Raw genomic sequence first — 24,636 nt, forward strand, 5'->3', positions numbered from 1 at the left:
ATTAGACAGCGTTGACCTTAAAGGTAACGTGTCTTATTCGGCGCGCGGGTTGTTTGTCATCGCACGTGATGATGGTCGGTTTGAAGTGTCTCTTACAAGTTCTGACGAAGCCCGTTTGAAGGCATTACATAGCGCATTTGTTGCATTTCTGGGTGCAGAACTATGTCGCGCGCAAATAGAGAATGGTGCTTTGATTGTTGAGGTGCAGGGTGGTGAGATTGAGTTCTTTGAGTCGCTAATAACTGCGCCGGCGTCTATCGCATTAGGCGAAGTACAACCTGCGCACGAAATTACTGCAGCGCTTGCATCAGGCGCAATGAGTCATGGTGCTTTGGTTGCCAAAGCCCACGAAGCGGTTGCTCAGGGTACCAATATTGCCGGAGCGATGAGTAATTCTGGTGAAGGTGGTGAGAATTCACGTCGTTATAACACTGTAAAAGCCAGTAAGATCAAGCAGTTTGCGTCTGGTCGTTTTGGTGTTTGGGTTGGCTATCTAGCAGATCCATCGCTACAAGAAATTGAAATTAAAATCGCACAGGGAGCGAAGCCAGGTGAGGGTGGTCAGCTACCTTCTGCGAAAGTAAATGTAGAGATCGCAGCGGCACGTGGCGGTACACCTGGGGTAGAGCTAGTTTCTCCTCCTCCGCACCACGATACATACTCGATCGAAGACTTAGGCCAGTTGATTCACGACGCGAAAGCAGCGCGTGTGAAGGTAATCGTTAAACTAGTATCGTCAGAAGGTGTGGGCACGATTGCAGTAGGTGTCGCGAAAGCGGGTGCCAACGTGATCAATATTGCAGGTAATACAGGAGGTACTGGTGCCGCGCAGGTAACCAGTTTGAAAAACACGGGGCGTGCTGCAGAGCTAGGTATCGCAGAAGTACATCAAGCACTGACTGCAAATGGCTTGCGTGACCGCGTTGTGTTGCGTTGTTCAAACGCCCATCAAACAGGTTTAGATGTTGTTAAATCTGCAATGCTCGGTGGTGATTCCTTTGAATTTGGAACCACCGCACTGATGATGCTTAAGTGTGTGATGGCGAAAAACTGTAACGTGAAATGCCCAGCAGGTTTGACAACAAACCCAGAAGTATACGAAGGCGACCCACGAGCCTTGGCACAGTACTTTATTAACCTAGCGCACGAAGTGCGTGAAGTCTTGGCAGAACTCGGCTTTGCAAGTTTGCGTGAAGTACGTGGCCGTACAGATCTTTTACAACTTATTCGTCACCCGAACTTAATTGGTCAGTTGGATATGCGCGCCTTATTACGCGTACCAAATGCCAAAACGTTAGACGAAGAAGCGGTCGCGCTTGAAGCCAACTTTGAGCCAGACCAAGCTTATATCGACGAAGCCTACGAACGGTTCTTCGAAGCGCAATTGGCTTCGTTAGAAATCGAAGGCCCGCGTCTGACTAACTGTAATAAGACAACCGGTGGTCAATTCAGTATTGATGTAGAGCGCCATCTTAACTACGAACTTACTGAAGAGCAGTGCACTGCTCACCCTGCAATAGATACATTAAGCAATGGTCGAGTGGTATTGCGTGAAGACAGCTTAACGGTAGCAACACATAATTCAGCAGGTCAAAGCTTTGGTGCGTTCAATAACTCTGGTGTAACGCTTAAACACAGCGGTACCTGTAACGACGGAGTTGGTAAAGGCGCGAGCGGTGGCCGTATTATCGTTAGCAATCCTGGTGGTGGTGCGACATGCGAAGAAGGCAACGTACTGATCGGTAACTTTGCTTTGTTCGGTGCAACGGGTGGTGAGTTGTTTGTACAAGGCCAAGCGGGCGACCGTTTTGGTGTACGTAACTCTGGCGCAGTAGCTGTCGTTGAAGGTGTGGGTGACTTCTGCTGTGAATATATGACCAACGGCAGCGTGATCAATTTAGGCTCATATGGAAAAGGCTTCGGCAATGGTATGAGTGGAGGTACCGCTTATCAGTATGATCCAAGCGGCCAAATTGCAGAGCGTTGTAGCCGAGACTCAGTACGAGCGACGGCATTATCTGAAGATTCAAGCTTAATGCGTGCACAAGAAGACGCGTTGAAGTTGCACCTTGAACTGCACATTCAACATTGCGGCTCAAGCCTAGCGGCAAGCTTGCTAGAAAACTGGGACAAAGCGCGTCAACACTTCTATGTGCTGATTCCTTTATCTTTGTATCGCTACCACTGTGGTGAAGCGATTCTTGAAGCAAGTCCTCGTAAAGTCTTGTTGGAAGAGCTTTCTCAAGCATGGGGCTTGTGGCAGTTGCGTCGCATCGGTGACGCTTATAAGCGCAAGCAAGACATGTTCAATGGTGATGTTCCCGGTTATGGAGAGCGTGATAGCGGGCTTATTTACCAGTACGTGAATGCCATGGGCATCTTGCGCCGCGCCAAAGAGCTAGCAAGCAAGTCTGATTTAGTGAAATCAACACGTGTAACCAGCGACGAAATGGTGCGTCACTTAATTGAAAGCGAAGACCGAAAGCTAGTAGAGCAAATTCATAAAGACTTAAAAGCATCTTTTGAGGCCTACAGCAACGAAGCACTCGCAGCTTTGCTTGCTGATAAGCGCGTACGTGATTACAAAGAGTCACTGATGTTGCGTGAAGTGTGGGATACCCGTGCATGGGGTACAACGGTGTGGATTATTGAACGTGACCGTCAAAACAAAGCCGAGTTGGCCGAGTTTCCACCGTTGGAAGAAGCCTTAGCCAGACATTATTTACAGACCATCGCGAGCGTCATGCAACAGGCAGCTTAAGACTCTGAAGAAAAGAATTTAATAACGATTGAAATGTGCGAAGCCTCGTTTGAAGTATCTCGAGGTGAGTAGGAGGAAATATGAACGACATCGTGAATGACGTAAACCAAGTGGGCGAAAACGCCGCTACGCGTGTACCTTATTTACCGCAGGACTTGCCGTTTAACGAAGATCAAAAGCAGTGGATGGGCGGTTTTCTTGCTGGCCTACATACGCGTTTATTGATCAACAACGATGGCGCGCAAGCAGGTGCAAGTCAATCTGCGCCAGTCGCACAAAAAGCGATATCTATTATCGTTGGCACCCAGACTGGCAACTCAGAAACTGTTGCGGAAGATGCTGCCGAGCTAGCACTTTCTCAGGGTTTAGCACCTACCGTTTACGACATGGACGATGTAACGCTAGACATGCTGTCTGCCACTGAGCGCTTGCTTGTTGTAACGAGTACTTACGGCGAGGGTGAAATGCCCGACAACGCACAAAACTTGTGGGATCAGGTTGAGGCAGACGACGCGCCGCGTTTCGAGAATATGTTCTACTCAGTACTTGCCTTGGGTGATACCAACTACGACGACTTCTGTTTAGCTGGCCAGCAATGGGATGAGCGTTTGGCAGAACTTGGCGCAACGCGCGTTGAAGATCGTGTTGATTGCGACATTGACTTTGAAGCTGCTGCTGAAGCATGGATCGAGAAAGTGATCCCGACCATTGCAAGCAAAGGACGTGACGGTGGTGTTTCTGGTGCGGCCGCAGAGCCTGTGTCAGCGAAAAACGAAAAATCTAAGTTCAATCGCAACAACCCTTTGCAAGCGAAGTTGGTCAACAAGCGTTTGTTGAACAAAGAAGGCTCAAGTAAGGAAATCGTGCATTACGAATTCTCTTTGGGCGATAGCGGCGAAACCTACAATGCAGGGGATGCACTAAATGTTATTGCGTTGAACCAACCTAGCCTTGTTGAAGCCTGCTTAGCCGTGTTCGGTGTTGATGATGCAGAGTCTGTTCCATACAAAGAGCAAAACTATACAGCCGCAGACGTACTCAAAGCGCATCTAGAAATTCGCACTCCGTCAAAAGATTTAGTGATTGAACTGGCGAAGCGCAGTGGCGACCAAGAGCTGACGCGTCTAGTTGAAAATAACGATACAGAAGCATTAAACGACTTCTTATGGGGTAAAGATGTTGTTGATTTGTTGAAGGCCTATAAGGGCGACATGCGCTTTGCCGAATTTGTTGCTTTGTCTAAGCCTTTAGCGCCGCGTGCTTACTCGATTTCATCAAGCATCAATGCGCATGAAAACGAAGTACACCTGACCATCGGTAGTGTGCGTTATGATCATGATGGTCGTGATTATATGGGTGTGTGCTCAACCTACTTGGCAGACTTAGTTGAAGACGGCCAAGAAGTAGCATGTTACTTCTCGCCAAACAAAAGCTTCTCCGTACCAGAAGACAACTCAGCGCCTATGATTATGGTTGGCCCTGGCACTGGTATCGCGCCATTTAGAGCTTTCTTGGAAGAGCGTCAGGCTCGCCAAGCAGGTGGCGACAACTGGTTATTCTTTGGTGATCGCAACCGTGCCACGGATTACATCTACGAAGAAGAAATGGAAGCAATGAAGGCGTCAGGTCTTTTAACCACGCTAGACCTTGCCTTTTCGCGTGACCAAGAAGAAAAGGTATACGTACAAGACCTCATGAAGCAGAGTGGTGCAGAGTTCTTTGAATGGCTTGAGCGTGGCGCCTATTTCTACATCTGTGGTGACGCCTACCGCATGGCTAAAGATGTGGATGCAGCCTTGCATGACATCATTGCAGAGCATGGCAACATGAGTGCTGAGCAAGCAGACGCCTATTTGGCAGACCTTAAGAAACAAAAACGTTATGTGCGTGACGTGTACTAAGCACTTACTTAAGTAGGTGCTTAGTACACCGTTAAACTAAAAATCCTACAGGTCGAGAGAGGTGCGGGATTTTTTATGTTTCAAATTTAGGGAAGAAAAAGTGAATAAATTTGGATTTAGTCTTGAAGAGATGCGCTCGGCGGGTGTTGAGTGTATCTACAAAAAAGAAGACGCTCCAGAGCAGTTGGCTAGCAAAATATTTGACTTCAAAACGGGACCTGATGTGCTTTCGCCGCTTGCTGCAGGAAAAGAGCAGTTTTTGGAGCATTTGGTAAAGCACCAACCGAAAACGGGGCATGCACTTTTGGATGGTGGAGAGCTATTTGTGGCTCTTAAAGGAAGAATTAGGCCTGCGCTGCGACAAGGCATGGCGCCCGGCGTGTCAGCTGGACTTTACATTGAGGCGCAAGGGCGCGTGATCGAGCTAGGCGCGATGTCATGTTCTTTCGAGAGCGCGGGTTCTTCGATGAACTTAGGTTTGCCTAGTCAATTAAGAGAGGCATACTATCTTGATGGTCACGTGCAAGGTATGGGTCTGCTTGTGAATCCTTCTGATTTGTATAATACCGATTTTCTACCCACTAAGTTGTCCAACGGATGGCCGTATACTAATACGATTGTTTCAGGCCTTCGTGGTGTGAAAACCATATTGGCGCGGCTTGTCGAACGTTTTGACTTAGAGGCCCAATCTAGTGGCGATTACTATGGTCTAGGGTGTTTCCTAAAGAGAAAAGGCAACGACAAAGATGTCGAGGAATCGCTTTTGCTTCATGTACCGACCCAAGAAATATTTCATATGACAGGTCGAGATATCCTCGGCATGCGAGCGCTACAAAACCCCGTAGAAGCCCTAGACGAATACTGCTCTCACATCATCACCACCGGAATGAATGACTTCTCATTCGATGCGTATTTAGGCGATAAGGTGTTTTAGTTGAATAGGGACTGTCCCCAGCTGAATGTCCTTACACTAACGCGACGATTTTTCCGTCGCCAAGCAAGTCGCATTGCGCCTGAATATCGAGTTCTAATTCGTTGATTGCGCGACGACACCAAACCTTAAACACATCACTTCGGCCTTCTTGTTCAAACTCGGTTTGAAGTTTATTTCGTGCCCAAAAAAACGTATCGAGGGGGTGATGTTCAGATGCTGGAAGTTTAAATACGGCGGCTAAAGTATGGACCGCTTCAATAAATTCATCGATGGTTACAGGGCTCACGTGTTGATGACGAAAGCGCATAGCTTTGAAGCATAAATTCGTATTGGCATGCTCGTACTTTCGTTTGTATTCATCGCGTTCTTCGAAGTTTATTTTTGGCTTGTCTTGCACAGTGTTTATCCAGTCCTGCTCTATTGTGAGAGAGTTACCATTTAGCATTTTTTAAATCTAAATGAGAATCGTTATTATATAGAATATGAATGTAAACCGCTAGAAATAATCGAAGAAGACTCGCCTTAAGAAACTTAAATTAGTTGACTAGGTATTGCAGAAAATGCGAATTATGCATCGTGCTGAAAAAAGCAGGCGATAGCTGATTTGGGAAATCGTTGGAAGGTTGGGCGTTACATTAATTTGCTATATAACACCCGATTCTAGCTATTGATGAATGGCTTATTTTACTTGTGCTAAATACTTGTCTAAGCGGTCTTTATTAACAACGAATTTACTTGTTAGAGACGAAGCATTCGTTTTTACCGCGTCTAGATTTGTTGGCTTGCCTGCAACGATTACGCCGACCATCGCCAATACCGAATGGGGTAGGCATTGGTAAACGTACACGCCTTCTTTATCGATCGTCACCGACACTTTTTTGTTCATATCTCCTTTCCAAGGTGTCGCGCCTTCTGGAATTAATCCTGCAACGGATTCAGAATTATGCGCTGGATCGCTTGGTAAAAAATGTACCGTGTCGCCCACTGCTACATGAAGCACGGCTGGTGTGAATACCATTGGGCCGTCCGCTCCTACGTTTTTCATTTCTACGCTGTGTTCCGCTGCTGATAACACTAAGGAAAAGGACTGATAAAAGTTTCATATTCATTATATTTCTCCGATTATTTATTTGAAAAAAGAACCATAAATAATAGTTACCAGCCTAAGAAGTACGCGCAATAGCCTAATAGCAATGCAGGAATGGCGCTGTAGAGGGTCGCGTTAAATGCGGCTTTAGGCGCGAGTGCTAGTGCTGGAAATAATCCGTCGCCATCGTTGCTAATTGCGTTTGCCAATTGAGCTGACAGAGGAATGACACCGTTAAGGTAAAGAGTGGTTGTTACGATTTGTGGGCCGCAACCGGGAATGAAGCCGATTAGAACAGCAAAAAGGATCACCAGACCACCTAATTGTTGGAACACAGATTGTAGATCAAGGCCATAGCTATATACCAGAAATTCATAGCTGAGAAAGCCTAAAATAACCCAAACTGAAATAAAGCTGGTTTCTGCGACGACGGTCTCTTTCAGGTGTTTGATATCGGTTTTTTCCGCAAAACGTGCCGACCAAGAGTCTAATGGTTGACCAACCCAAACAGAGATGCAGAGCAAAGCCCCAATAAAACCCAACCAAGTAACGGGCTGATAGTCAGTCCATGCGCCAAATAAAGCATTAGTGTCTACCAGAAAGGCCTCAAGTAAACCAAAGATTACACCCGGAACAAGTACCCCTATAAATGCATATACCTTGAGAGGGGTTGTACGCGAGAAGCTGAATGTATTCAGTTGTGTTTCGTCAGATTTCCTCTTTAGATAGTCGTGCCCATGTACGGCGTTAATGATATAGCCAGAAACAATTCCTGCGCATAAACTTAATCCATATACGAGTGCGGCGGTTTCCGCCTCTTTCGCGATGAGTAAGAATGCGGCATCCCCCATTGTTGCAATCAATACTGCGACAAGTGCACCGAAGCTCATACTGCCATTCACGAACTGAGTGACTACAATAATAGCGCCACCGCAACCTGGTAGTGCACCTAAAAAAGCAGCTACTGGGACTTGGAGAATAGATTTTCGATTAAGTAATTCTCGAAGATCCGCTTTTAAGTGACGGTCAAGGTAGTAGAAGCCTGCTAGCGTGATCGAGACAAAGACGCTGACAGCGATATATGCATCGCTCATGGTTTCAACGATAAGCCCAAATAAGGTTTTGTCGACGATATATATTATGCCGATCAAGCATAGAAAGGGTGTAAGAAGTATTAGTTCTTTGACCAGTAAACGCGGTGTTTCCCGCCATGTTAAATCTGGACTTGGGTAGTTTATCTTTGCGAGTAGCCACGTTGTCATAAAGAGTTGTGCCTTAATGTGTAAGAGGATGTTGGCAGTGAGTGTTTAGTGCCTCTTCTACAGCGTCGAGGTGCACAATGTTTTCATGCATGTTGCGATAGGCAAGATCGAATAAGCGATAGTCTTTTTCTAGGGTCATGGTGCAAATTTCAGAGTAGGCTTGAACTGAAGAGGCTTCGCTTAAATAGAGGCTTTTAAGTAACTTAGAAAAAGAGCTTTTTAATTGTGTGCTAGGGTAGTGTTTGTTTCTCGTTTTTGTGGGCGCTTTCGGGCCTTGGATAAGTTCAATGCAATGCTCAATGCATTGGTAGTGATCTTTATCTTCGGTCAAGGCTGTGTGAAAACAAGATAATAAATGCTGGTCTCTGCCCACATGACACGCATGATGCTTTATTAATTCCGAGTAAAGCAAATGCGTTCTGATCTCGTTATTGGCGATAAGGTTCAATAAAGTGAGTAAGCGTGGTTTGGTGTCCGAGTCGAGTGTCTTTCTTAGGGTGATTTTCATGCGCTTTTCCTTGCTTGTCCTATCGTAACCAACTTATGTTATTTCGATTCGGTACTGACAACGCGCGTGAGTTTTGTCAGCGCGCTGTCGTTGTTATGTTAATTATGGTTTCATGGTGTCGAGCATGCGCGACATCTTATCCATGACCGATGTCGCGCCAGTTTGACTCCATCCTCCGTCTACTGGGAGCACAATGCCTGAAATATACGAGGATTCTTCAGCGCATAGCATTCCAGCTGCATGGGCAATGTCGTGGACTTCACCAAGGCGTTTTAGCGGTACCGATTTTGCGACAGCAGCCTGTAAGTCGGGGGTTGGAGACAGGCGATCCATTCCTTCTGTGCCGGCGATCGGGCCAGGTACAATCGAATTGACGCGCACACCATCTTGCCCCCACTCCATACTTAGTGTTCGCGTCACCATGTCCACGCCTGCTTTGGCTGCACAAACATGTGCTTGATGAGCCATGGGAAGAAAGGCTTGCGGAGCAGAGATGTTAATCACGCTTGCGCCGGGTTTTTTGAGATAATTAAACCCAGCGCGCATAACGTGAAATGTACCTAGTAGGTCTATTTCAAGCACTGAGCGGATCGCATTAGGCGACATGTCGTTAACGCGAGCAGGGAAGTTTCCTGCTGCGCCTGAAATGAGGATATCAATGTCGCCACCTAAGAATTTACAAGCGCTTTCAAATCCGTCTTCAACTTGCTCGTAATCTCGGACGTCTAGTGTCACGCCGTTTGCAGAGGCGCCCAATGCTTTTAGTTCTGCGACTGCATTCGCAACTTTTTGTTCTTTGCGTGAGGCAACGACTACATTGGCTCCCCAGCGCGCGAAGCCGCTAGCTATTCCGAAGTTAATACCGCTCGTGCCGCCAACTACAAAGACGTTTTTTCCGGTGAAGTTAAATGTGGTACTCATTTTGTTTTCCTTTTCGGGTGTTGTCTCTTAAAGGCCGCCCTGCGTCAGCTTGGCTGGGTCGAGTAATTTGCTCAACTCGTCAACGCTTAGTTCTGTGTTTTCTGCGGCAACGTCAATGACTGGTCGGCCCTCTTTATATGCCTGTTTTGCGATTTCCGCTGCTTTTAGATAGCCAATGATGGGATTTAGAGCTGTCACTAAAATTGGGTTGCGTGATAAGGCTTCTCTGAGTTTATCTTCGTTTACCTTGAAGCTAGCAATTGCTTTATCAGCAAGAAGGCGTGATACATTTGCCAGTAACTCAATGCTTTCTAATAGATTATTCGCAACCAAGGGCAGCATGACGTTTAATTCGAAGTTTCCGGATTGTCCAGCCACGGTAATCGCCGTATCGTTACCGATTACTTGTGCAGCGACCATTGCTGCGGCCTCAGGAATAACTGGGTTTACTTTTCCGGGCATGATCGAGCTGCCAGGCTGCAATGCTTCAAGTTCTATCTCGCCCAAGCCTGCAAGCGGACCTGAGTTCATCCAGCGTAGATCGTTCGCGATTTTAAGCAGAGAAACCGCAGTTGTTTTTAGTTGACCAGAAAGTGCAACCGCGATGTCTTGAGAGCCAATATGGCCAAAGAAATTATCAGCAGGCGTAAATGCTATTCCAGTATCGTCACTTAGTATCTTGCTGAATTTAGCGGCGAACTCTGGGTGTGCGTTGATACCTGTGCCGACGGCAGTTCCGCCTTGCGCAAGGGACTGCAAGCTAGGTTGAAGTTGGCGTAAGTGTAGGATGTTTTGTTCAATTTGAGTTGCCCAGCTGTTTAAGCTTTGGCTCATGCGCACTGGCATTGCATCCATCAAATGGGTGCGACCTGTCTTAACGTATTGATCTACGCTCTTGGCTTTCTCTCTTGTGGTTTGAACAAGGTACTCTAAAGCAGGAAGGAGCTGTTCGTTTAGCTCGATAGCCGCACTGATATGAATCGTCGAAGGAATGATGTCGTTGCTGCTTTGACCGCAGTTAATGTGGTCATTAGCGCTAACGGAATCTTTGTAGAGTTCGGTTGCCAATGTGGCAAGTACTTCGTTTGCGTTCATGTTTGAGCTTGTGCCAGAGCCCGTCTGATAAACATCAACAGGGAAGTGCTGCATTAAATCTTCGCTTACTAAAAGCTTATCTGCCGCGTCGGAGATCGCCTTTGCCATGTCACTGGGGATTTGTTCTAGTTCTCCATTCGCTTTGGCCGCCGCAGTTTTCGCTTTAACTAGTGATCGTATAAAGGCTTCGGGCATTCTCCTGCCACTTACTGGGAAGTTGTGCACAGCGCGTTGCGTTTGTGCTGCATAAAGTGCATTTTTGGGTACAGTTAGTTCACCCATACTGTCGCGTTCAGTTCTTGTTTCAGTCATGTTACTTCCTTAAATTTTCTAAAATATTATCGGTTTCTGATGCGGCCGATTGTTGGCTTATAAGTCCGGTTAAACTGGCGTTAAAATAGCTACTCATCAGTGCTAGTTCTGAAAACATTGTTTGTAAGCGTTGCTTGCTATCATCGTCATTACAGATTTTTTTTAAGTTAAAGAGAGGCTTATATATGTGGTCAAGACAGGTGCAACGCCACTGTAGCGGCACTAGCTCGTCAAGAACGGCCTCTAGCAAACAGCGGAATTGGAGCTCAAGATAGGATTGTTGTTCTTTTATACAGCAAGTGCTGCAAACGCCATGATAAAACCCTTGGTAGCAGCAACGATCAATTGCAAGCCACTCATTAATCAGGGCGGGAGAATCTGGGCTGAGGCCGTATCTCACTTGTTTTCTCAGTTGTTGGGCGAGCAAAGGGGTAGCCGGTGTGACCATTTAGTTGACTCAAATTATTTAATTAAATGCTAATGATAATAATTATCATTAGCATTGCAAGTTCAGTTAAGCATTGAGTCAAAATAGATATTGCGTTTTAACGCAATTAATTCCCCCTCGATTAAGAGATGAACTTCGTTATGGGTGTGGATATAATGCGCGCCTGTTATGTATGTAGTTTTGAGCATCTGGATGAGTAAGTATGAACACTGACGCTTTAGCCGAAATTCATGAATTTCTTGGGTGTGAAACACCGGATTTATGGATTACAAACGCATTGGCCAATCAGGATATCATGCTGATTGATCATGCCCATTGTGAAAAGAAAGCGGCAATGACGGCCTTGAACAACATTCATCGTTACCCTGATGATAACGAACTGCTGAATAAGATGTCGCGATTAGCGCGCGAAGAACTTCGTCATTTTGAACAAGTGCTAAAGATTATTAAAAAGCGCGGCCTGATCTACGGCAAGCTATCTGCTTCGCGTTATGCAAACGGCTTACGTGATCAGATGCGCAAGACGGAAACGGAAAAGCTAGTAGATGTTCTTATTATTGGCGCATTCATCGAAGCCCGTTCATGTGAGCGTTTTGCCAAACTTGCGCCGTTCTTAGATGAAGAGCTTAAAGATTTCTATGAGTCTCTATTGAAGTCTGAGGCTCGTCACTACCAAGACTATTTAAAACTTGCGACCAAGTATGCAGGTGAAGATATTTCAGAACGCGTGGCAGAATTCAAAGTCATCGAAGCGGCGTTGATAGAAGAGCCTGATACGGAGTTTCGTTTTCATAGCGGGCCAGTGCACTAAACAATACACCTAATATTCCTCCTAGAAACCTTCTTTTAGTCCTCTTGACCGGTGCTGCCTCTTGCTCTATCGATTCCTTTCTGGAAATTAGATTTTTATATTCTTTCTTTTAAGGAATATTTGTTAGTCCTTTTTGTCATTATTTTTCTCGGTATCGCGTCCTTACACTGAGCTCAAGTTGTTAAGAAATGCAGACTTCAGTGGAGAAAAATATGAATGAAACAACACTCGTAAGTAAGAATCTTTTTGGGTTGGCAATGCTCTCTTTGGCGGCATCATATGTTTATGCCGCCGGTCTACAGGTGACACCTGGGACAGCTGTTTTTGGCACGGCAGGAGCAGGACAAGCGGCTCACGCTTGAGACGCGATGGCTTCTTGGTCAAACCCGGCGAATATGACACAACTAGAAGGTAATCAAGTGGCTGTTGGTGTTGTCGCAGCTGAAACTGATAATAACTTTGAAGCAGAACAACCTAAGGTCGGCCCCGCAAAGAAGGACGGTGGGGATGCCGGCGGGGTTGTTCACATACCATCAGTAGCTTACGTACATAGTTTGTCTGATGACCTCAAAGTAGGGGTGTCTTTGATGGTGCATTACGGAAACAGTATTGATTATGCCGATGATTGGGCTGGTGTGAATGTCGCGAAGTCTGCCAGCATGGAGACAATTCAGGTGCAGCCATCCGTTGCCTATCGTGTAACAGATAGTTTGTCATTGGGCGCAGGTATTAACGCAAACTATATCAAGGCTGAGCAAGAGCTAACGGTAATGGGGCAAGATCTTGGCTTAGATGCTGATGATGTTGCGTATGGCTGGACAGCCGGCGCAACGTGGGATCTTAATCAGTCGAATCGTCTTGGATTGGTATATCGCTCAGAGGTCAATGCAGATCTATAAGGAGGTGACAGCCTCAACGGTACAAGCGACTATGCCTCTTTGAACTGGGATAACCCGGCGACAGTCATGTTGAGTGGTTATCACCAAGTCAGTGATAACTCAGCATTTGTATGGGATGTGGGTCGTGTGTTCTACAGCTCTTTTGAAACCACCACTATTTACTCTGGGCTTTTAGGTATGGAGCTAGATATAGATCGTCATTGGCAAGACGCCAATCCATATGCAGTCGGTTGGGAATATGCCTTGAATTCCGATTGGACCTTACAAACAGGATTTTCTTTAGATGAGAGCCCTGTAGATGACCAGCACCGTTCTGCCGATATGCCGCTTGATGAAATCAAACGCTGTACCGTTGGCGCGCTCTATAGAGCAACTCCAGAGGTGGATGTGGCATTCCGTTTAGAGTATGCCGATTTGGGAACGCCGAGCGTTGCGCATGAGTCAGGCTTGTTGGCGAACCCTGCAGGCGAGTACAACAATTCAGCAGTCGCTGGAGCGGTGTCAATGAATTATAAGTTTTAAGCATAAATATGACCGAGGGGTGTTATGAAGTTAGAGAATCTAGCTCGTTGCGATATTAAGTTGTTGGTTGCCTTACAAGTTTTACTTGAAGAGGAGAGCGTGTCTCGCGCCGCTGAGCGCTTGCACGTTACACAATCTGCAATGAGTAAGATGCTCACCCGTTTGTCGGACTTATTTGGCGAAGAACTGTTTTTTCGTGGTACGCAGGGAATTCGCGCAACCGAAAGGGCGCTTGAATTGCAAACACCTTTAAGCGAATTGCTTGAGCAACTAGGCCGACTTGTATCACCACCGGAGTTTGTTGTGAGTGATTGCGATCGAACCTTCAGGATCTCTTTGTTAGATAGTGTCGCGGCACGCTTATGCCCGCCCTTGTTGGCGCGCATAGTAGATGAAGCACCCAAAGTGAACATTGAAATGAAGCCTTGAGGGAAAACAAGTTTTGATGATATGGCTAATGGGCAGCTTGATCTTGCACTTAATGTGGTTGAGGTCGATAAGGCGAATTTTTATCAACAAGTCCTTAAAGAAATTGATTTCTGTGTTTTGATGAATGTTCGCCACCCTTTGGCAAATAAAAAGCGTTTGTCACTCGATGAATATGTGTCTTACCCCTATATCAAAATCATCGTGCCAGAATTCAACGAGAACCATGTGAAGGATGAGCCTATTTTATTTAAACATGGTTTTTCGCGCCGTGTGGCTTTTGAAACAAGCAATATGCACACGGCAATGTCATGCCTAACTACCACAGATTATCTGATGCTTGGTGGGTCTGCAATGAGCACACAAGCGTTAGCGGAACAAGGTTTAACGAGCGCTTTGTTGCCAGAAGAAATAGAGTTTCCACCTTTTAATTACAAGATGATTTGGCATCAACGGCAAAACAAGCCTGCAGAACACCAATGGTTTCGCTCTTTGGTGTTGCGTGAGTTGATGGCGCTGGCACAAAAATAAATATAGAAGTGAGTAAGGAATACTATTAATAAATTTGGCGCAGTACTGTCGTTTTTTATGTTGATGACAGGTGTTGTATACGCAGATTCAAGCACATCTAAACCGTCTATTAACGTCAGCGCTCAAACCCTTCAGCTGCAAGGCAGTGGCATGCGAACTCGTATGTTCATAGATTTATATGTAGGAAGCTTGTATCTCTCTAGTAGCCCTGAGCAGGCGAGTAATATTGTTGAAGACAATGCTCCTATGGCAATTTGTTTAGAAATTGAATCAAGCTTAATTAGTAGTGACAAGCTTCAAGAAGCGACCCGTGAAGGCTTTGAGCAATCAATTGGTGATATCTCTGCAATGGAGCCAAGAATTGAACAACTTCTCTCAGCCTTTGATGAGCCTATTGATGTCAGCGATACCTTCTTATTGTCTTGAGACCCTGCAAAGTCAGTCATTCAGGTACATCGTAATAACTTTGTTATTTCAGAGGTGCCGAGTTTAGATTTTAAACAAGCATTATTTGGTATTTGGTTGGGCGATTCGCCCGTTCAAGATTCGTTGAAAAATGAGATGCTTGGCTTGTCATCTTAATTCCTCTCGTTTTATCTCGGCACGGCACTAGGTTTTGAGTCTTCCTAGTGGCCAGTGCCTTTTTCTTTCTGGCACACTAGTCTCTCGTGTAAATTGATTGTTGGGTGAGAGCATTATGTGGCTTCAACGTACGATTCGGCTAAAAGCGCAAAAAAGAGGCTTTTATCTCGTTACGGATGAGATTGTTCAGCAAGTACCTGAGATAGCAAACTTCGAAGTCGGGCTTGCACACTTATTCATCAAACATTCTTCTGCGTCTTTATGCATTAATGAAAATGCAGATCCGAGTGTGCGCAGAGACATGGAACGTTACTTCTTAAAGCTTGTTCCCGACGTGGGGCAGTGGAGTTTTGTTTATGAGCACGACTATGAAGGTGCTGACGATATGCCAGCACATATTAAGTCGGTCATGCTTGGATCTTCTCTGACGATTCCGATCACTAATGGGCGTCTTGCTCTAGGCACATGGCAAGGTATTTATCTTGGTGAGCACCGTATTTCAGGCGGACCGAGAACGCTCATCATGACCCTGCAAGGTGACTCTTAATCGCCAATAAATCCGCCAGATTGACGTTGCCATAACTGAGCATAAATGCCATTTTTGGCAATCAGCTCTAGGTGCGATCCTTCTTCAACAATACGCCCTTCATCTAGCACGATTAAGCGATCCATCGCGGCGATTGTTGATAAACGATGCGCGATCGCAATAACTGTTTTACCTTCCATTAATTTATAGAGGCTTTCTTGAATCGCAGCTTCGACTTCAGAGTCGAGTGCAGATGTCGCCTCATCTAAGACAAGAATCGGTGCATCTTTTAATAAGACGCGTGCGATCGCAATACGCTGACGCTGACCACCACTCAGTTTTACACCACGCTCGCCCACGTGGGCTTCGTAACCGGCGCGGCCTTTGATATCACTAAGGTTTTGAATGAACTGATGCGCTTCGGCTTGCTCTGCCGCCGCAATCACCTGTTCTAGAGTCGCCTCGGGTTGGCCGTAGGCAATGTTGTCGCGCACAGAGCGATGCATGAGCGAGGTATCTTGTGTTACCACACCTATTTGCGCCCTAAGGCTTTCTTGTTGAACCGCACTAACGTTTTGCCCATCGACAAGAATTTCGCCTTTCTGAATATCGTGAAAACGCAGCAGAAGATTGATGAGTGTTGATTTCCCAGCACCAGAACGGCCTACCAGTCCGATTTTCTCTCCCGCTTTAATTCGCAGAGATAAATCTTTAAGCACTGATTCACCGGCATTGTATTCAAAACTGACCTGATTAAAGTCAATTTGGCCCTTAGCCATCGCAAGCGCGTTTGCATTGTTTTTATCTTGAATTAGTTTGGGCTGTGAGATGGTATTGATGCCGTCTTGCACCGATCCGATATTCTCAAACAATGCCGACACTTCCCACATAATCCACTGCGACATGCCGTTCAAACGCAAGGCTAAACCAATGGCCACTGCAATCGCACCTGTGCTCACCGCATCAACGGACCAAAGATAAATGGATAAGGTCGCTACCGAAAACAGCAGCAGTGAATTCAGGAACCATACGCTGACATTTAGCTTGGTGACTAAACGCATCTGTGGGTAAACGGTTTGAAGAAAACCATCCATCGATTCGCGTGCATAGTCAGCCTCGCGGTTTGAATGGCTGAATAGCTTAACCGTTGAAATATTAGTGTAGGTATCAACGATGCTGCCGGTCATGGCAGAGCGAGCATCAGCCTGTAAGGTAGAAATTTGTCTTAGTTGCGGAATAAACAGGCAAAGTACTCCAACATATGAAGCAAACCAAAGTAAAAGAGGGATGCTTAGCGTCGGGTCATTCATGGCGAGCACACTGACCATGCCAATAAAATAAACGCTTACATAGAGCAAGACATCGAGCATCTTCATCACAGCTTCCCGCACGGATAACGCTGTCTGCATGACTTTTGTGGCAATTCGTCCAGCAAACTCATCTTGGAAAAAGCCAAGGCTTTGTCCAAGCAAATAGCGGTGTGCATTCCAACGAATGCGCATAGGATAGTTGCCAAGCAAGGCTTGATGAATCACGCTAGAGTGAAGAAGAACGGTGATCGGTAAAACCAAAAGAACAATGACGCCATATCCCGTTAGAGTAGAAGAGTGTTCTTCCCAGAGAGTAGCCGGTGTGCTTGCCGTTAGTAGGTCGACGAGCTCGCCCAAGAAACGAAACAGACTGACTTCCATTACCGCAATGCATGCCGTTAGACATGCCATTATTAAAAGATGCGGAATGACACCACGTGTATAGTGAATGCAAAACGCAACAAGACCTTTGGGTGGTGTTGTTGGTGTGTCAACAGGGAAGGGCTTAACGAGCTGTTCAAAAAAACGAAACATCAAAAATAATTCAATTACGTAAGTTATGGTTGGCGTTGGCTAGTATAGTCTTTTGTTCAACTATACTCACTTAAAGATCTTTGGAGACGTAGTAGTTGTTACCTTTTATTTCTGAAAAACAGGCACTTATATACGATTGGTTGATGCGTCCGGTAAGTTCGGACAAAAGCTCAATTGAACGATTAGGGCATCGTACAGCACGTGTATGCTTTGCGATTGTACGAGACATAATGCAAGGCAATGTCTCTTTGCACGCAATGAGCTTGGTGTTTACCAGTATTTTATCCGTTGTGCCGCTCTTAGCGCTGAGCTTTTCATTGCTGCGATATTTCAACGTACAAAATCACTTCATGCCTGCGATCGAGCATTTTCTCTTACCGATGGGAGAAAAAGGCCAAGAAATTCTGAACTCGATCCTTCAGTTTGTCGACAACGTGAAAGTCGGCGTTCTGGGTGCAGTTGGTCTGGTCTTATTGCTGTACACAGTGGTTTCCCTAGTACAAAAGGTTGAACACGCATTTAATCAAATTTGGTATGTCGCAAGTACGCGCTCAGTTAGTCGTCGTTTGAGCAATTACATGAGCATGATCTTTGTAGGGCCCATTCTGCTGGTGGCTGGTATCTCTCTCGCAAGTGGGGTTTTAGATAGCGCTATTGTGACAAAGCTTCGTCTTGTGGAACCGCTTGGCTTTGTTTTTTCGCTTGTTACCGCTGTTATGCCAGTTGTGGTGTTGATCGCAGCCTTTACTTTCTTTTATACGCTCGTACCGAATACGCGGGTCAAAACTTCTAGCGCCTTAATCGGTGCCATTGTTGCAGGCATTGCGTGGCAAATAGCGGGCAAAGCCTTTACGGCATTTGTGGTGAGTTCGGCGCGCTATGACATGATTTATTCTGGCTTTGCTGTCGGTATCGTTGCTTTGTTGTGGTTGTATGCAAGTTGGTTAATTTTATTACTAGGCTCTGTTATAGCGTTTTATGTTCAGAATGATAATTACATTACACGCTCGCTTGATATGCGCGGGTCACCCATCGCATTAGAGAAAATTGCCTTGCAGGTCATGGTCTCAATTACTCAGGCTCAAGAAAAAAACGGTAAACCGATTAAACAAGCAGAGCTTGAAACAACGCCAAATATTCCGGGCTTATTAATTCGCCAAGTTGTCGAAACACTGCTTAAGAAAAAGCTGATTATAGATGCGGGCTCAGAGGGCGATCGTTTTGTCTTAGCACGCTCTAGTGATTTGATTAGCGTGGCAGATATTTTATCTGCGATTCGAAAATCTCCGCCTATTTATCGCGCTTTTCCACAATCAGGAGCTCAGAAGAATATCGCTGATGTGAGCCAAGTATTAGATGGTTTCATCAAGGAAAAGTTTGCTCAAGTCAGTCTACGAGAACTCGCCGAAGGCAAGGTCGTCCGTTAAGTTTCTGCCAATCTAAGAAATCACCGAGCGTTTTCATTCTTTCAATCTATACTCAAATTATCGCGCCTAGAAGAGGCGAAATAATAACGATTGAAAGGATGAATCATGACATACATTAAAAAGAGTGCCTTGTTTGTTTCAGGCAGCTTTTTCTTTGCAGCACAAGCATTTGCAGGTGCACCAAATTTTATTGATAGTCGCGCGATGGCGATGGGTGGTGTAGGCGTTGCGTCTGCACGTCCTGCTGCGGCAGGCTTTTTTAATCCGGCTTTACTGGCGGTAAAACAGCCTGAAAAACGCGATGGATTTGGCATGTTACTTCCATCAGTAAACGCAATAGCAAGTGATGAAGCTGAGCTTCGCGATGTCGTGGATGACTTCGATGATGATTTCATCAAACCATTTGAAGGTGCGATTACTGACGTTGAAAACAATATTGCGGGCGGTGGTGCAGGCTTAGCCGCTGCTCAAACAGAATTAGCGAATAGAACGCGTGCACTGAACAACGAGCTTCAAAAAATTGATCAAGAACAAGCGCGTGTCGATCTCGGCATGGGTGTGTCAGCGTTGATACCTAGCCAGCGTTTCGGCGCAGGTTTGTTTGTCTCTGGTTCTGCTCGTATTGCAGCAAAAATCAATTACAACGATCAAACCACGCTTGATCAACTAGAAGACCTAGCGCGTAACACCGTGATTACAGACATCGATGATGTTAACGCTCTGTATGACACAGCGAATGACGCGGATCAGTTACAGTCAACCGTGCGCGCCGTTGGTTCAGCATACTCGCAAGTTGGTTTGTCGATGTCGCATAACTTTACGTTTTTTGGTCACGACTATGCGCTAGGCGTGTCACCTAAAATGGTCGATCTACGTGCTTATGACTTTGTAACGAGCGTTGATGAGTTTGAATCTGACGATCTTGAAGATACCAAAGTGAGTGAATCGAAATTCAACCTTGATCTAGGCGTGGCGAGTTTCTTAGATGATGACGAGCAATTATTGGTTGGCCTCTCAGTGATCAACGTTGTGCCAATGGAGATCACCACCAAACCGGGTCGAGACAACACTAACTTGGGTCCGGGTTTTGCACCGGAGGGAATCGATATTGAGCTAAAACCAAAAGTCTTGGCTGGTATTTCTTACCAAGGAGCATCTTACGAGTTAGCCGCTGATCTTGAGTTAACCAAAACAGAAGAAGTATTCGGTGAGGGTGATACGCAATACTTGGGTGTTGGCGCAGAATATGATTTGGCAGAGATTTTTCAACTTCGCGCAGGCGCTCGATATAACATTGCTGAAAGTGAAGATGTGCTTCTAACAGCTGGCTTTGGCTTGCGTGCAGCGGGCGTTACGCTAGAACTTGCTGCCTTAGGCAGTACAGATGCAAATACAGTCGGTGCAGGCTTGCAGTTTGGTGTAACTTTCTAAGCCTCAGTTAGCTAAAAGATAAGTCAGAATTTTTATTGCAAGAAACCGCTATTGGGAGACCAATAGCGGTTTTTTTGTAATGAGCATTTGTCGCATTGCCAATAAAACGAGACCATGTCAGTCCGACACTATTACTCATAAATCACTCCACTTACAGGAGATGTTGCCCATTCTTATGACCTGTGAGTGAACTTTGTCTTGCCCTGAACCGTAATCATTGCATGCGCCAGAATTGTTTTAGAAAGACACCTTAGCGCGCACGTTCTTGAGGATAAGTGAGCGAGGCGATATGCAAAACGAAGTAAGTTACTCACAGACAATGCCAAACGAACTAAAAATGGAATTGCGTAGCAGCCATGCTGGTGAGATGGGGGCCGTATTTATTTACATCGGCATATTGAGCGCAAGTTGCGATCCGTATGTTCGCGCCTTTGCTCGAGAACACCTTCGCACTGAATACCATCATCTATGTTTATTTGAGGAGCTTATCCATTTGTATCGAGGAAGCTTGGTGCTGCCTCTTTGGGTGATTGCCGGATTCCTGACCGGTTTCCTCCCAGCATTGCTTGGGAGAGATTGGGTGTTTCGTACTATCGAGACAGTGGAGACCTTCGTAGAAGCACACTATCAGTCACAAATTAATCGCTTTGAGGATTTCCCGAATTGGACGCACTTAATTACAATGCTGTCACAATGCCGAGAAGATGAGATGGCTCATCGAGATGATGCGGGCGCGAGAGTGCGCGAACCGGCGAGTCGCCTATGTCAAATTTGGCTCGCTATGGTAGCGCGGGGTTCAGCAGTGGCTGTGTCTATCGCAAAACGAATTTAGGGGCATTTTATCGATGAAAAATTCAGATAGATCTGGTGGTTGTATGCTCTGCGATCGTGTCGTTCCACTGACTTTTCATCACCTTATTCCGAAGAAAGTACATCGCAGAAAACACTATCGTAAACATTTCTTGAAGGAACAATTACAAAGCGGAATTTTCATATGCCGAGCTTGTCATAAGGCTATTCATACACTGTATGACGAGATGACGCTAGCAAAACAACTGAGTTCGCTAGAAGCACTGCAAGCAGATCGTGCATTGATTAAACATGTCTACTGGGTGCGTAAACAGAAAGCATGAGTGAGATAAAGGACACAGAGATATTGCCTCTGATCGACAAGGTGTTCGACTTTAACTCTATCTCTCTTGTCGAACTACTAAATTTGCGTGTGCTGCTGCATGATCAAGATCCAATGGTTGATCTTGAGCGGGATTTGAAGGAGCTGTCTCTATACCCCGAGCGCTTAACAGGAAGCTATCAATACGAATGGCTCACCTACTGCAGACGTGCTTTATTTAGTAAGTGCAAAGAGCAAAAATTCTCATCTATTGAAACGCTGAATACTTTTCTGCTCGATTACAAGCATACGTTGGTAAGGTTAGAGCATGTCACCTCGGACACCGAAGTTAAAATTACCCAAACCTTGAGGCTGCTGAATACAGAGAACATACGTTTATTTGAGTCAGCTGCGAGTCGACGAATTCGCGAATTTATCCAATCTTGAGAAGCACGTGTTTCCACCAGCCATAACCTCCGCTGTACTAGTTTTGTACAAGTTGAACTGCGAAATTTGAGCCTCTAATACAAATCCATTTGATACCCATACAGAGTACTTTATCGTCGAGTTTATAAACTCACTGACTCCATAACTAAGAATATGATGATGAAGACGATGATAGAAAAACATCGCGTCGCTCAGCGGTGCTTTTCGATAGGCCCTGTGTCTGCGGCTTATGAACTCATGGTGGACGCGGGGGAGGTGCGACGAGATGACGCGCAAGTCGCTCTAGCAGCAAAATTAGATGACTTGCATGAGTCTCTTGCCTCGCTCCCGCCAGTACCCTTGCTTACCGACGAGCAGATAGAGAGCAGCCGTTCAAGCAGCAGACCACTGTTACTGGCACGATCTATGGCATCCGCCCAGTCTTTTCTTCGAAAGAAGTTTCATTTATGGTCCTTTGGTCTACCACCTCGGGGGATTTACATTCATGGACCGGTCGGGGTCGGCAAGAGTTTTCTAATGGATCTCTTTTACGCGTTGGTTAATGTTTTTGATGATTCGCGCTGCAATAATGACAGATTCAAACACGCAAAAATTACCAAACGCCGCGTCCACTTTCATGAATTCATGCTAGACGTCCATCATCGAATCTTTGTCTACAAACAGAAGCACCCACGAGGTGATGCGATTCCCATCATTGCGCAGCAATTAGCACAAGAAGCCCAACTCCTGTGTTTCGATGAATTTCAGGTGACAGACGTTGCCGATGCCATGATTTTGAAAAGACTGTTTTTATTATTATTGGATTGCAATGTCGTAGTCGTGGCCACCTCGAATCGCTCCCCTGATGCCTTATATGAGGGAGGCATTAACCGGTCCCTCTTTTTGCCATTCATAGATATGTTGAAACATACGTTCGACATTATTTCGATGGAGGGCTCCACCAAGGATTATCGACTCGAAAATCGAGCGGATGGTCAATCCTATTTTTGGTCAAACAAGGATGTTCAGGGCGATAATAGTAGTAATAACGACATGCAGGCGCAGTTGGAAGAAATATTTGGTGGCACTGCATCCGGAGCTGAGTCTGAGATCATTAAAGTTCGCTTCGGTCGCACCGTCCAGGTCGCCCGATTGAATGACCGGTGCGCCTGGTTTGACTTTTCCGAGTTGTGCTATCAACCGCTCGGTGCGGCCGATTATCTTTCTCTCTGCGACCGATTTCCGGTCCTCATCATGGACAACGTCCCCCAATTGGATGCCAACCATCTCAACGAAGCGCGACGCTTCGTGACCCTCATTGATGCGTGTTATGAATCTCGCACCCGCTTGGTGCTAGCGGCACAAGTCCCACTCGACGAATTATTTGTCGATTTTGAAGCGCAAGTCGAAAGCAGTGATGGGGATGAAGAATTGTTTGTCAGTGAGAAGGGGGGAAACTCGAGTTCCTTTGCGACGACCATGATTCGCACCAAAGATGGGGAACATATGGAGTGGTCGGCGACGGGTCTAATTGGAGTGTCACTGGCACAATTTTCGTCCGCCAATGATCTCGCCTTTTCTTTTCGACGAGCCGCGTCTCGATTAGTAGAAATGGGTGGAAAGGAATGGGGGCGCGAATGACGGATCCGAACGTAGCTTAAATCCCGTCGAGCACGCAAGCGATCCGAGTCGCCTTTATATAAAGCTCGCTGCGTTTAGTTCTTCCTCTATATGAAACTAAAAACCGACCAAGCAGATTTGCTATGCGCTGCTCCAATAATAAATACATAACAGCTTAGCCCTGCGAGCAGGCCGACAAGGCGGTTGCGGGTTGTGTTACCCCAATGCAGTATCATCAAGCCAAATCCGATATACAACAATAACGCAATGATCTTCGCGACTAGCCAAGGCTGTTCGCTCGGCCACAATGCCCACGTTACCATCATGATTAAACCTGACAGTAGTATAAATGTGTCGATGAGGTGAGGGAGTATTCGGGTGAGCTTATGCTCGAGCAGTGCTCTTTGCTTTGATGAGAGAATGCCTCTTAGTAGAAAGCCTAATCCTGTGAGGTAGGCACAACTTACGTGAAATCGCGGTTGCTTAAATAGTACCGCAGAAATGCAAAAGTACGCTGGCGTTGCGCTGGGTGTAGATAACAGCGGGAAGACAATCTGGATTCATTAGTGCTGGAAATGCGCCAAGTTTATACGGCAAACATTGGTGGAGAGGGTAGAAAAGTCAGTGCATGCATCTGACTGGATAGGTTCACACTAAATCAACAGCGGACCAAAGGTTTATTACAAAACGCAGCAGTGCGAGCTTAGGCGTTCAATTGGATATGGATTATTTATCGTTATTGGAAAACGAGAACCCCATAAAACGAGTCAAAATAACGGAAGTTCTTGCAAGCGAAAAACTTACCATTACTTGCTTAAAAATGGTTAGCAAATGATTCAGGACGTGAAGCTGATTTTGAATAAGCTTTTTGATTAATCACCGGCTCTGAGAGAGTTGAGGTTATGTTGCTCTGTTGAAGCCTCAAAACAATCGACTTGGCCAACAATAAAACATCCGAATTATGCGCTCAAAAACGTGTATTAATTAACATTTGTAATGAAATTACAAAGAATCGGATTTACAACTCCTCACGAAACCTGTGAGATAAGATGCGTTTTTCCCAGACCTCCTTCTTATATTGTTTAAAAAATTGCTTAAAAGTTTGGTATTGAGTTTAAACGGCCCCTTGTCAATCCTAATCACTCTTTCTCGCAAAGAATATCTTGATTATTGGAGAGGGGATAATGTTTTAGTGTCTGATTTATTAAAATAAAAATTATTTTTTATAATTCGTAGCGATGCAATATTGTC

22 protein-coding genes and 2 pseudogenes are annotated in these 24,636 nt (G+C 45.7%); 16 read left to right on the top strand and 8 right to left on the bottom strand.

All coding sequences use genetic code 11. The features are described 5' to 3' along the window. From A3739_RS19885 to A3739_RS19895, 3 genes are all read left to right on the top strand, one after another. A partial coding sequence (locus tag A3739_RS19885) for a glutamate synthase-related protein (RefSeq protein WP_255376788.1) occupies window positions 1–2,761 on the top strand: 2,761 nt, incomplete at its 5' end. Window positions 2,762–2,841: 80 nt separating this feature from the next. Then, window positions 2,842–4,662, top strand: coding sequence for a sulfite reductase flavoprotein subunit alpha (locus A3739_RS19890; RefSeq protein WP_068478126.1), 1,821 nt, complete (start codon window positions 2,842–2,844; stop codon window positions 4,660–4,662). Between the two features lie 100 nt (window positions 4,663–4,762). Further along, the gene (locus A3739_RS19895) at window positions 4,763–5,596 is read left to right on the top strand and encodes a hypothetical protein (RefSeq protein ID WP_068478128.1); all 834 of its coding nucleotides are present in this window, start codon (window positions 4,763–4,765) and stop codon (window positions 5,594–5,596) included. 31 nt (window positions 5,597–5,627) lie between these two features. Here the strand turns inward: A3739_RS19895 and A3739_RS19900 are convergent, their stop codons facing one another. From A3739_RS19900 to A3739_RS19925, 6 genes are all read right to left on the bottom strand, one after another. Then, on the bottom strand, window positions 5,628–6,041 hold the full coding sequence (locus tag A3739_RS19900; RefSeq protein WP_068478129.1) for a hypothetical protein: 414 nt from the start codon (window positions 6,039–6,041) through the stop codon (window positions 5,628–5,630). 234 nt (window positions 6,042–6,275) lie between these two features. Further along, entirely contained in the window at window positions 6,276–6,641 is a 366-nt protein-coding gene (locus A3739_RS19905) for a pseudoazurin (protein WP_082878515.1), read from the bottom strand. Window positions 6,642–6,751: 110 nt separating this feature from the next. Then, window positions 6,752–7,945 carry a putative manganese transporter gene (locus A3739_RS19910; protein ID WP_068763644.1) on the bottom strand — a complete coding sequence of 398 codons (1,194 nt, stop codon included), beginning with the start codon at window positions 7,943–7,945 and terminating at the stop codon, window positions 6,752–6,754. Window positions 7,946–7,958: 13 nt separating this feature from the next. Then, on the bottom strand, window positions 7,959–8,453 hold the full coding sequence (locus A3739_RS19915; RefSeq protein ID WP_068478131.1) for a hypothetical protein: 495 nt from the start codon (window positions 8,451–8,453) through the stop codon (window positions 7,959–7,961). Between the two features lie 102 nt (window positions 8,454–8,555). Then, entirely contained in the window at window positions 8,556–9,374 is an 819-nt protein-coding gene (locus tag A3739_RS19920) for an SDR family oxidoreductase (protein WP_068478133.1), read from the bottom strand. Between the two features lie 27 nt (window positions 9,375–9,401). Beyond that, window positions 9,402–10,781 carry a lyase family protein gene (locus A3739_RS19925; protein WP_068478135.1) on the bottom strand — a complete coding sequence of 460 codons (1,380 nt, stop codon included), beginning with the start codon at window positions 10,779–10,781 and terminating at the stop codon, window positions 9,402–9,404. A gap of 650 nt (window positions 10,782–11,431) precedes the next feature. Here A3739_RS19925 and A3739_RS19935 point away from each other — a divergent pair. The 7 genes and pseudogenes from A3739_RS19935 (at window position 11,432) to A3739_RS19965 (ending at window position 15,547) form a co-directional block, all read left to right on the top strand. Continuing rightward, window positions 11,432–12,040 (top strand): tRNA-(ms[2]io[6]A)-hydroxylase, encoded by a 609-nt coding sequence (locus A3739_RS19935; RefSeq protein ID WP_068478139.1) that lies wholly within the window; start codon window positions 11,432–11,434, stop codon window positions 12,038–12,040. 212 nt (window positions 12,041–12,252) lie between these two features. Beyond that, the gene (locus tag A3739_RS28905; RefSeq protein WP_156502713.1) at window positions 12,253–12,402 is read left to right on the top strand and encodes a hypothetical protein; all 150 of its coding nucleotides are present in this window, start codon (window positions 12,253–12,255) and stop codon (window positions 12,400–12,402) included. 6 nt (window positions 12,403–12,408) lie between these two features. Beyond that, a pseudogene (locus A3739_RS31485) lies at window positions 12,409–13,461 on the top strand (OmpP1/FadL family transporter). Between the two features lie 24 nt (window positions 13,462–13,485). Further along, complete coding sequence (locus tag A3739_RS19950) at window positions 13,486–13,890, top strand: LysR family transcriptional regulator (protein ID WP_068475615.1); 405 nt, start codon at window positions 13,486–13,488, stop codon at window positions 13,888–13,890. A gap of 21 nt (window positions 13,891–13,911) precedes the next feature. Continuing rightward, window positions 13,912–14,418, top strand: coding sequence for a LysR substrate-binding domain-containing protein (locus tag A3739_RS19955; protein ID WP_068475613.1), 507 nt, complete (start codon window positions 13,912–13,914; stop codon window positions 14,416–14,418). 63 nt (window positions 14,419–14,481) lie between these two features. Continuing rightward, a pseudogene (locus A3739_RS31000) lies at window positions 14,482–15,000 on the top strand (chalcone isomerase family protein). A 115-nt stretch (window positions 15,001–15,115) separates the two neighbouring features. After that, complete coding sequence (locus A3739_RS19965) at window positions 15,116–15,547, top strand: secondary thiamine-phosphate synthase enzyme YjbQ (protein WP_068478143.1); 432 nt, start codon at window positions 15,116–15,118, stop codon at window positions 15,545–15,547. Here the strand turns inward: A3739_RS19965 and A3739_RS19970 are convergent. Then, window positions 15,544–17,370 (bottom strand): ABC transporter ATP-binding protein, encoded by a 1,827-nt coding sequence (locus A3739_RS19970; RefSeq protein WP_068478144.1) that lies wholly within the window; start codon window positions 17,368–17,370, stop codon window positions 15,544–15,546. The two genes, A3739_RS19965 and A3739_RS19970, sit on opposite strands and share 4 nt — an antisense overlap. A 95-nt stretch (window positions 17,371–17,465) precedes the next feature. On the opposite strand from A3739_RS19970, the gene A3739_RS19975 reads away from it, so the two are divergent. The 6 genes from A3739_RS19975 to zapE all read left to right on the top strand — a co-directional run bounded on the left by A3739_RS19975 (window position 17,466) and on the right by zapE (window position 23,406). Further along, a complete protein-coding gene (locus A3739_RS19975; protein ID WP_068478145.1) occupies window positions 17,466–18,797 on the top strand; it encodes a YihY/virulence factor BrkB family protein in 1,332 nt (443 codons plus the stop codon). A 105-nt stretch (window positions 18,798–18,902) separates the two neighbouring features. Further along, complete coding sequence (gene traF / locus A3739_RS19980) at window positions 18,903–20,228, top strand: conjugal transfer protein TraF (RefSeq protein WP_068478146.1); 1,326 nt, start codon at window positions 18,903–18,905, stop codon at window positions 20,226–20,228. A gap of 289 nt (window positions 20,229–20,517) precedes the next feature. Beyond that, the gene (locus tag A3739_RS19985; RefSeq protein WP_068478150.1) at window positions 20,518–21,060 is read left to right on the top strand and encodes a demethoxyubiquinone hydroxylase family protein; all 543 of its coding nucleotides are present in this window, start codon (window positions 20,518–20,520) and stop codon (window positions 21,058–21,060) included. Window positions 21,061–21,073: 13 nt separating this feature from the next. Next, window positions 21,074–21,361 carry a hypothetical protein gene (locus A3739_RS19990; RefSeq protein WP_068476927.1) on the top strand — a complete coding sequence of 96 codons (288 nt, stop codon included), beginning with the start codon at window positions 21,074–21,076 and terminating at the stop codon, window positions 21,359–21,361. Beyond that, window positions 21,358–21,786, top strand: coding sequence for a hypothetical protein (locus A3739_RS19995; protein ID WP_068478155.1), 429 nt, complete (start codon window positions 21,358–21,360; stop codon window positions 21,784–21,786). Before A3739_RS19990 ends, A3739_RS19995 begins: the two co-directional genes overlap by 4 nt. 153 nt (window positions 21,787–21,939) lie before the next feature. Continuing rightward, a complete protein-coding gene (gene zapE / locus A3739_RS20000; RefSeq protein ID WP_197472458.1) occupies window positions 21,940–23,406 on the top strand; it encodes a cell division protein ZapE in 1,467 nt (488 codons plus the stop codon). Window positions 23,407–23,492: 86 nt separating this feature from the next. Here zapE and A3739_RS20005 read toward each other — a convergent pair whose 3' ends face one another. After that, window positions 23,493–23,945, bottom strand: a complete 453-nt coding sequence (locus A3739_RS20005; protein ID WP_082878192.1) for a SirB2 family protein — start codon at window positions 23,943–23,945, stop codon at window positions 23,493–23,495. Between the last annotated feature and the right edge of the window lie 691 nt (window positions 23,946–24,636).

It is taken from the genome of Oleiphilus sp. HI0067 (assembly GCF_001635735.1).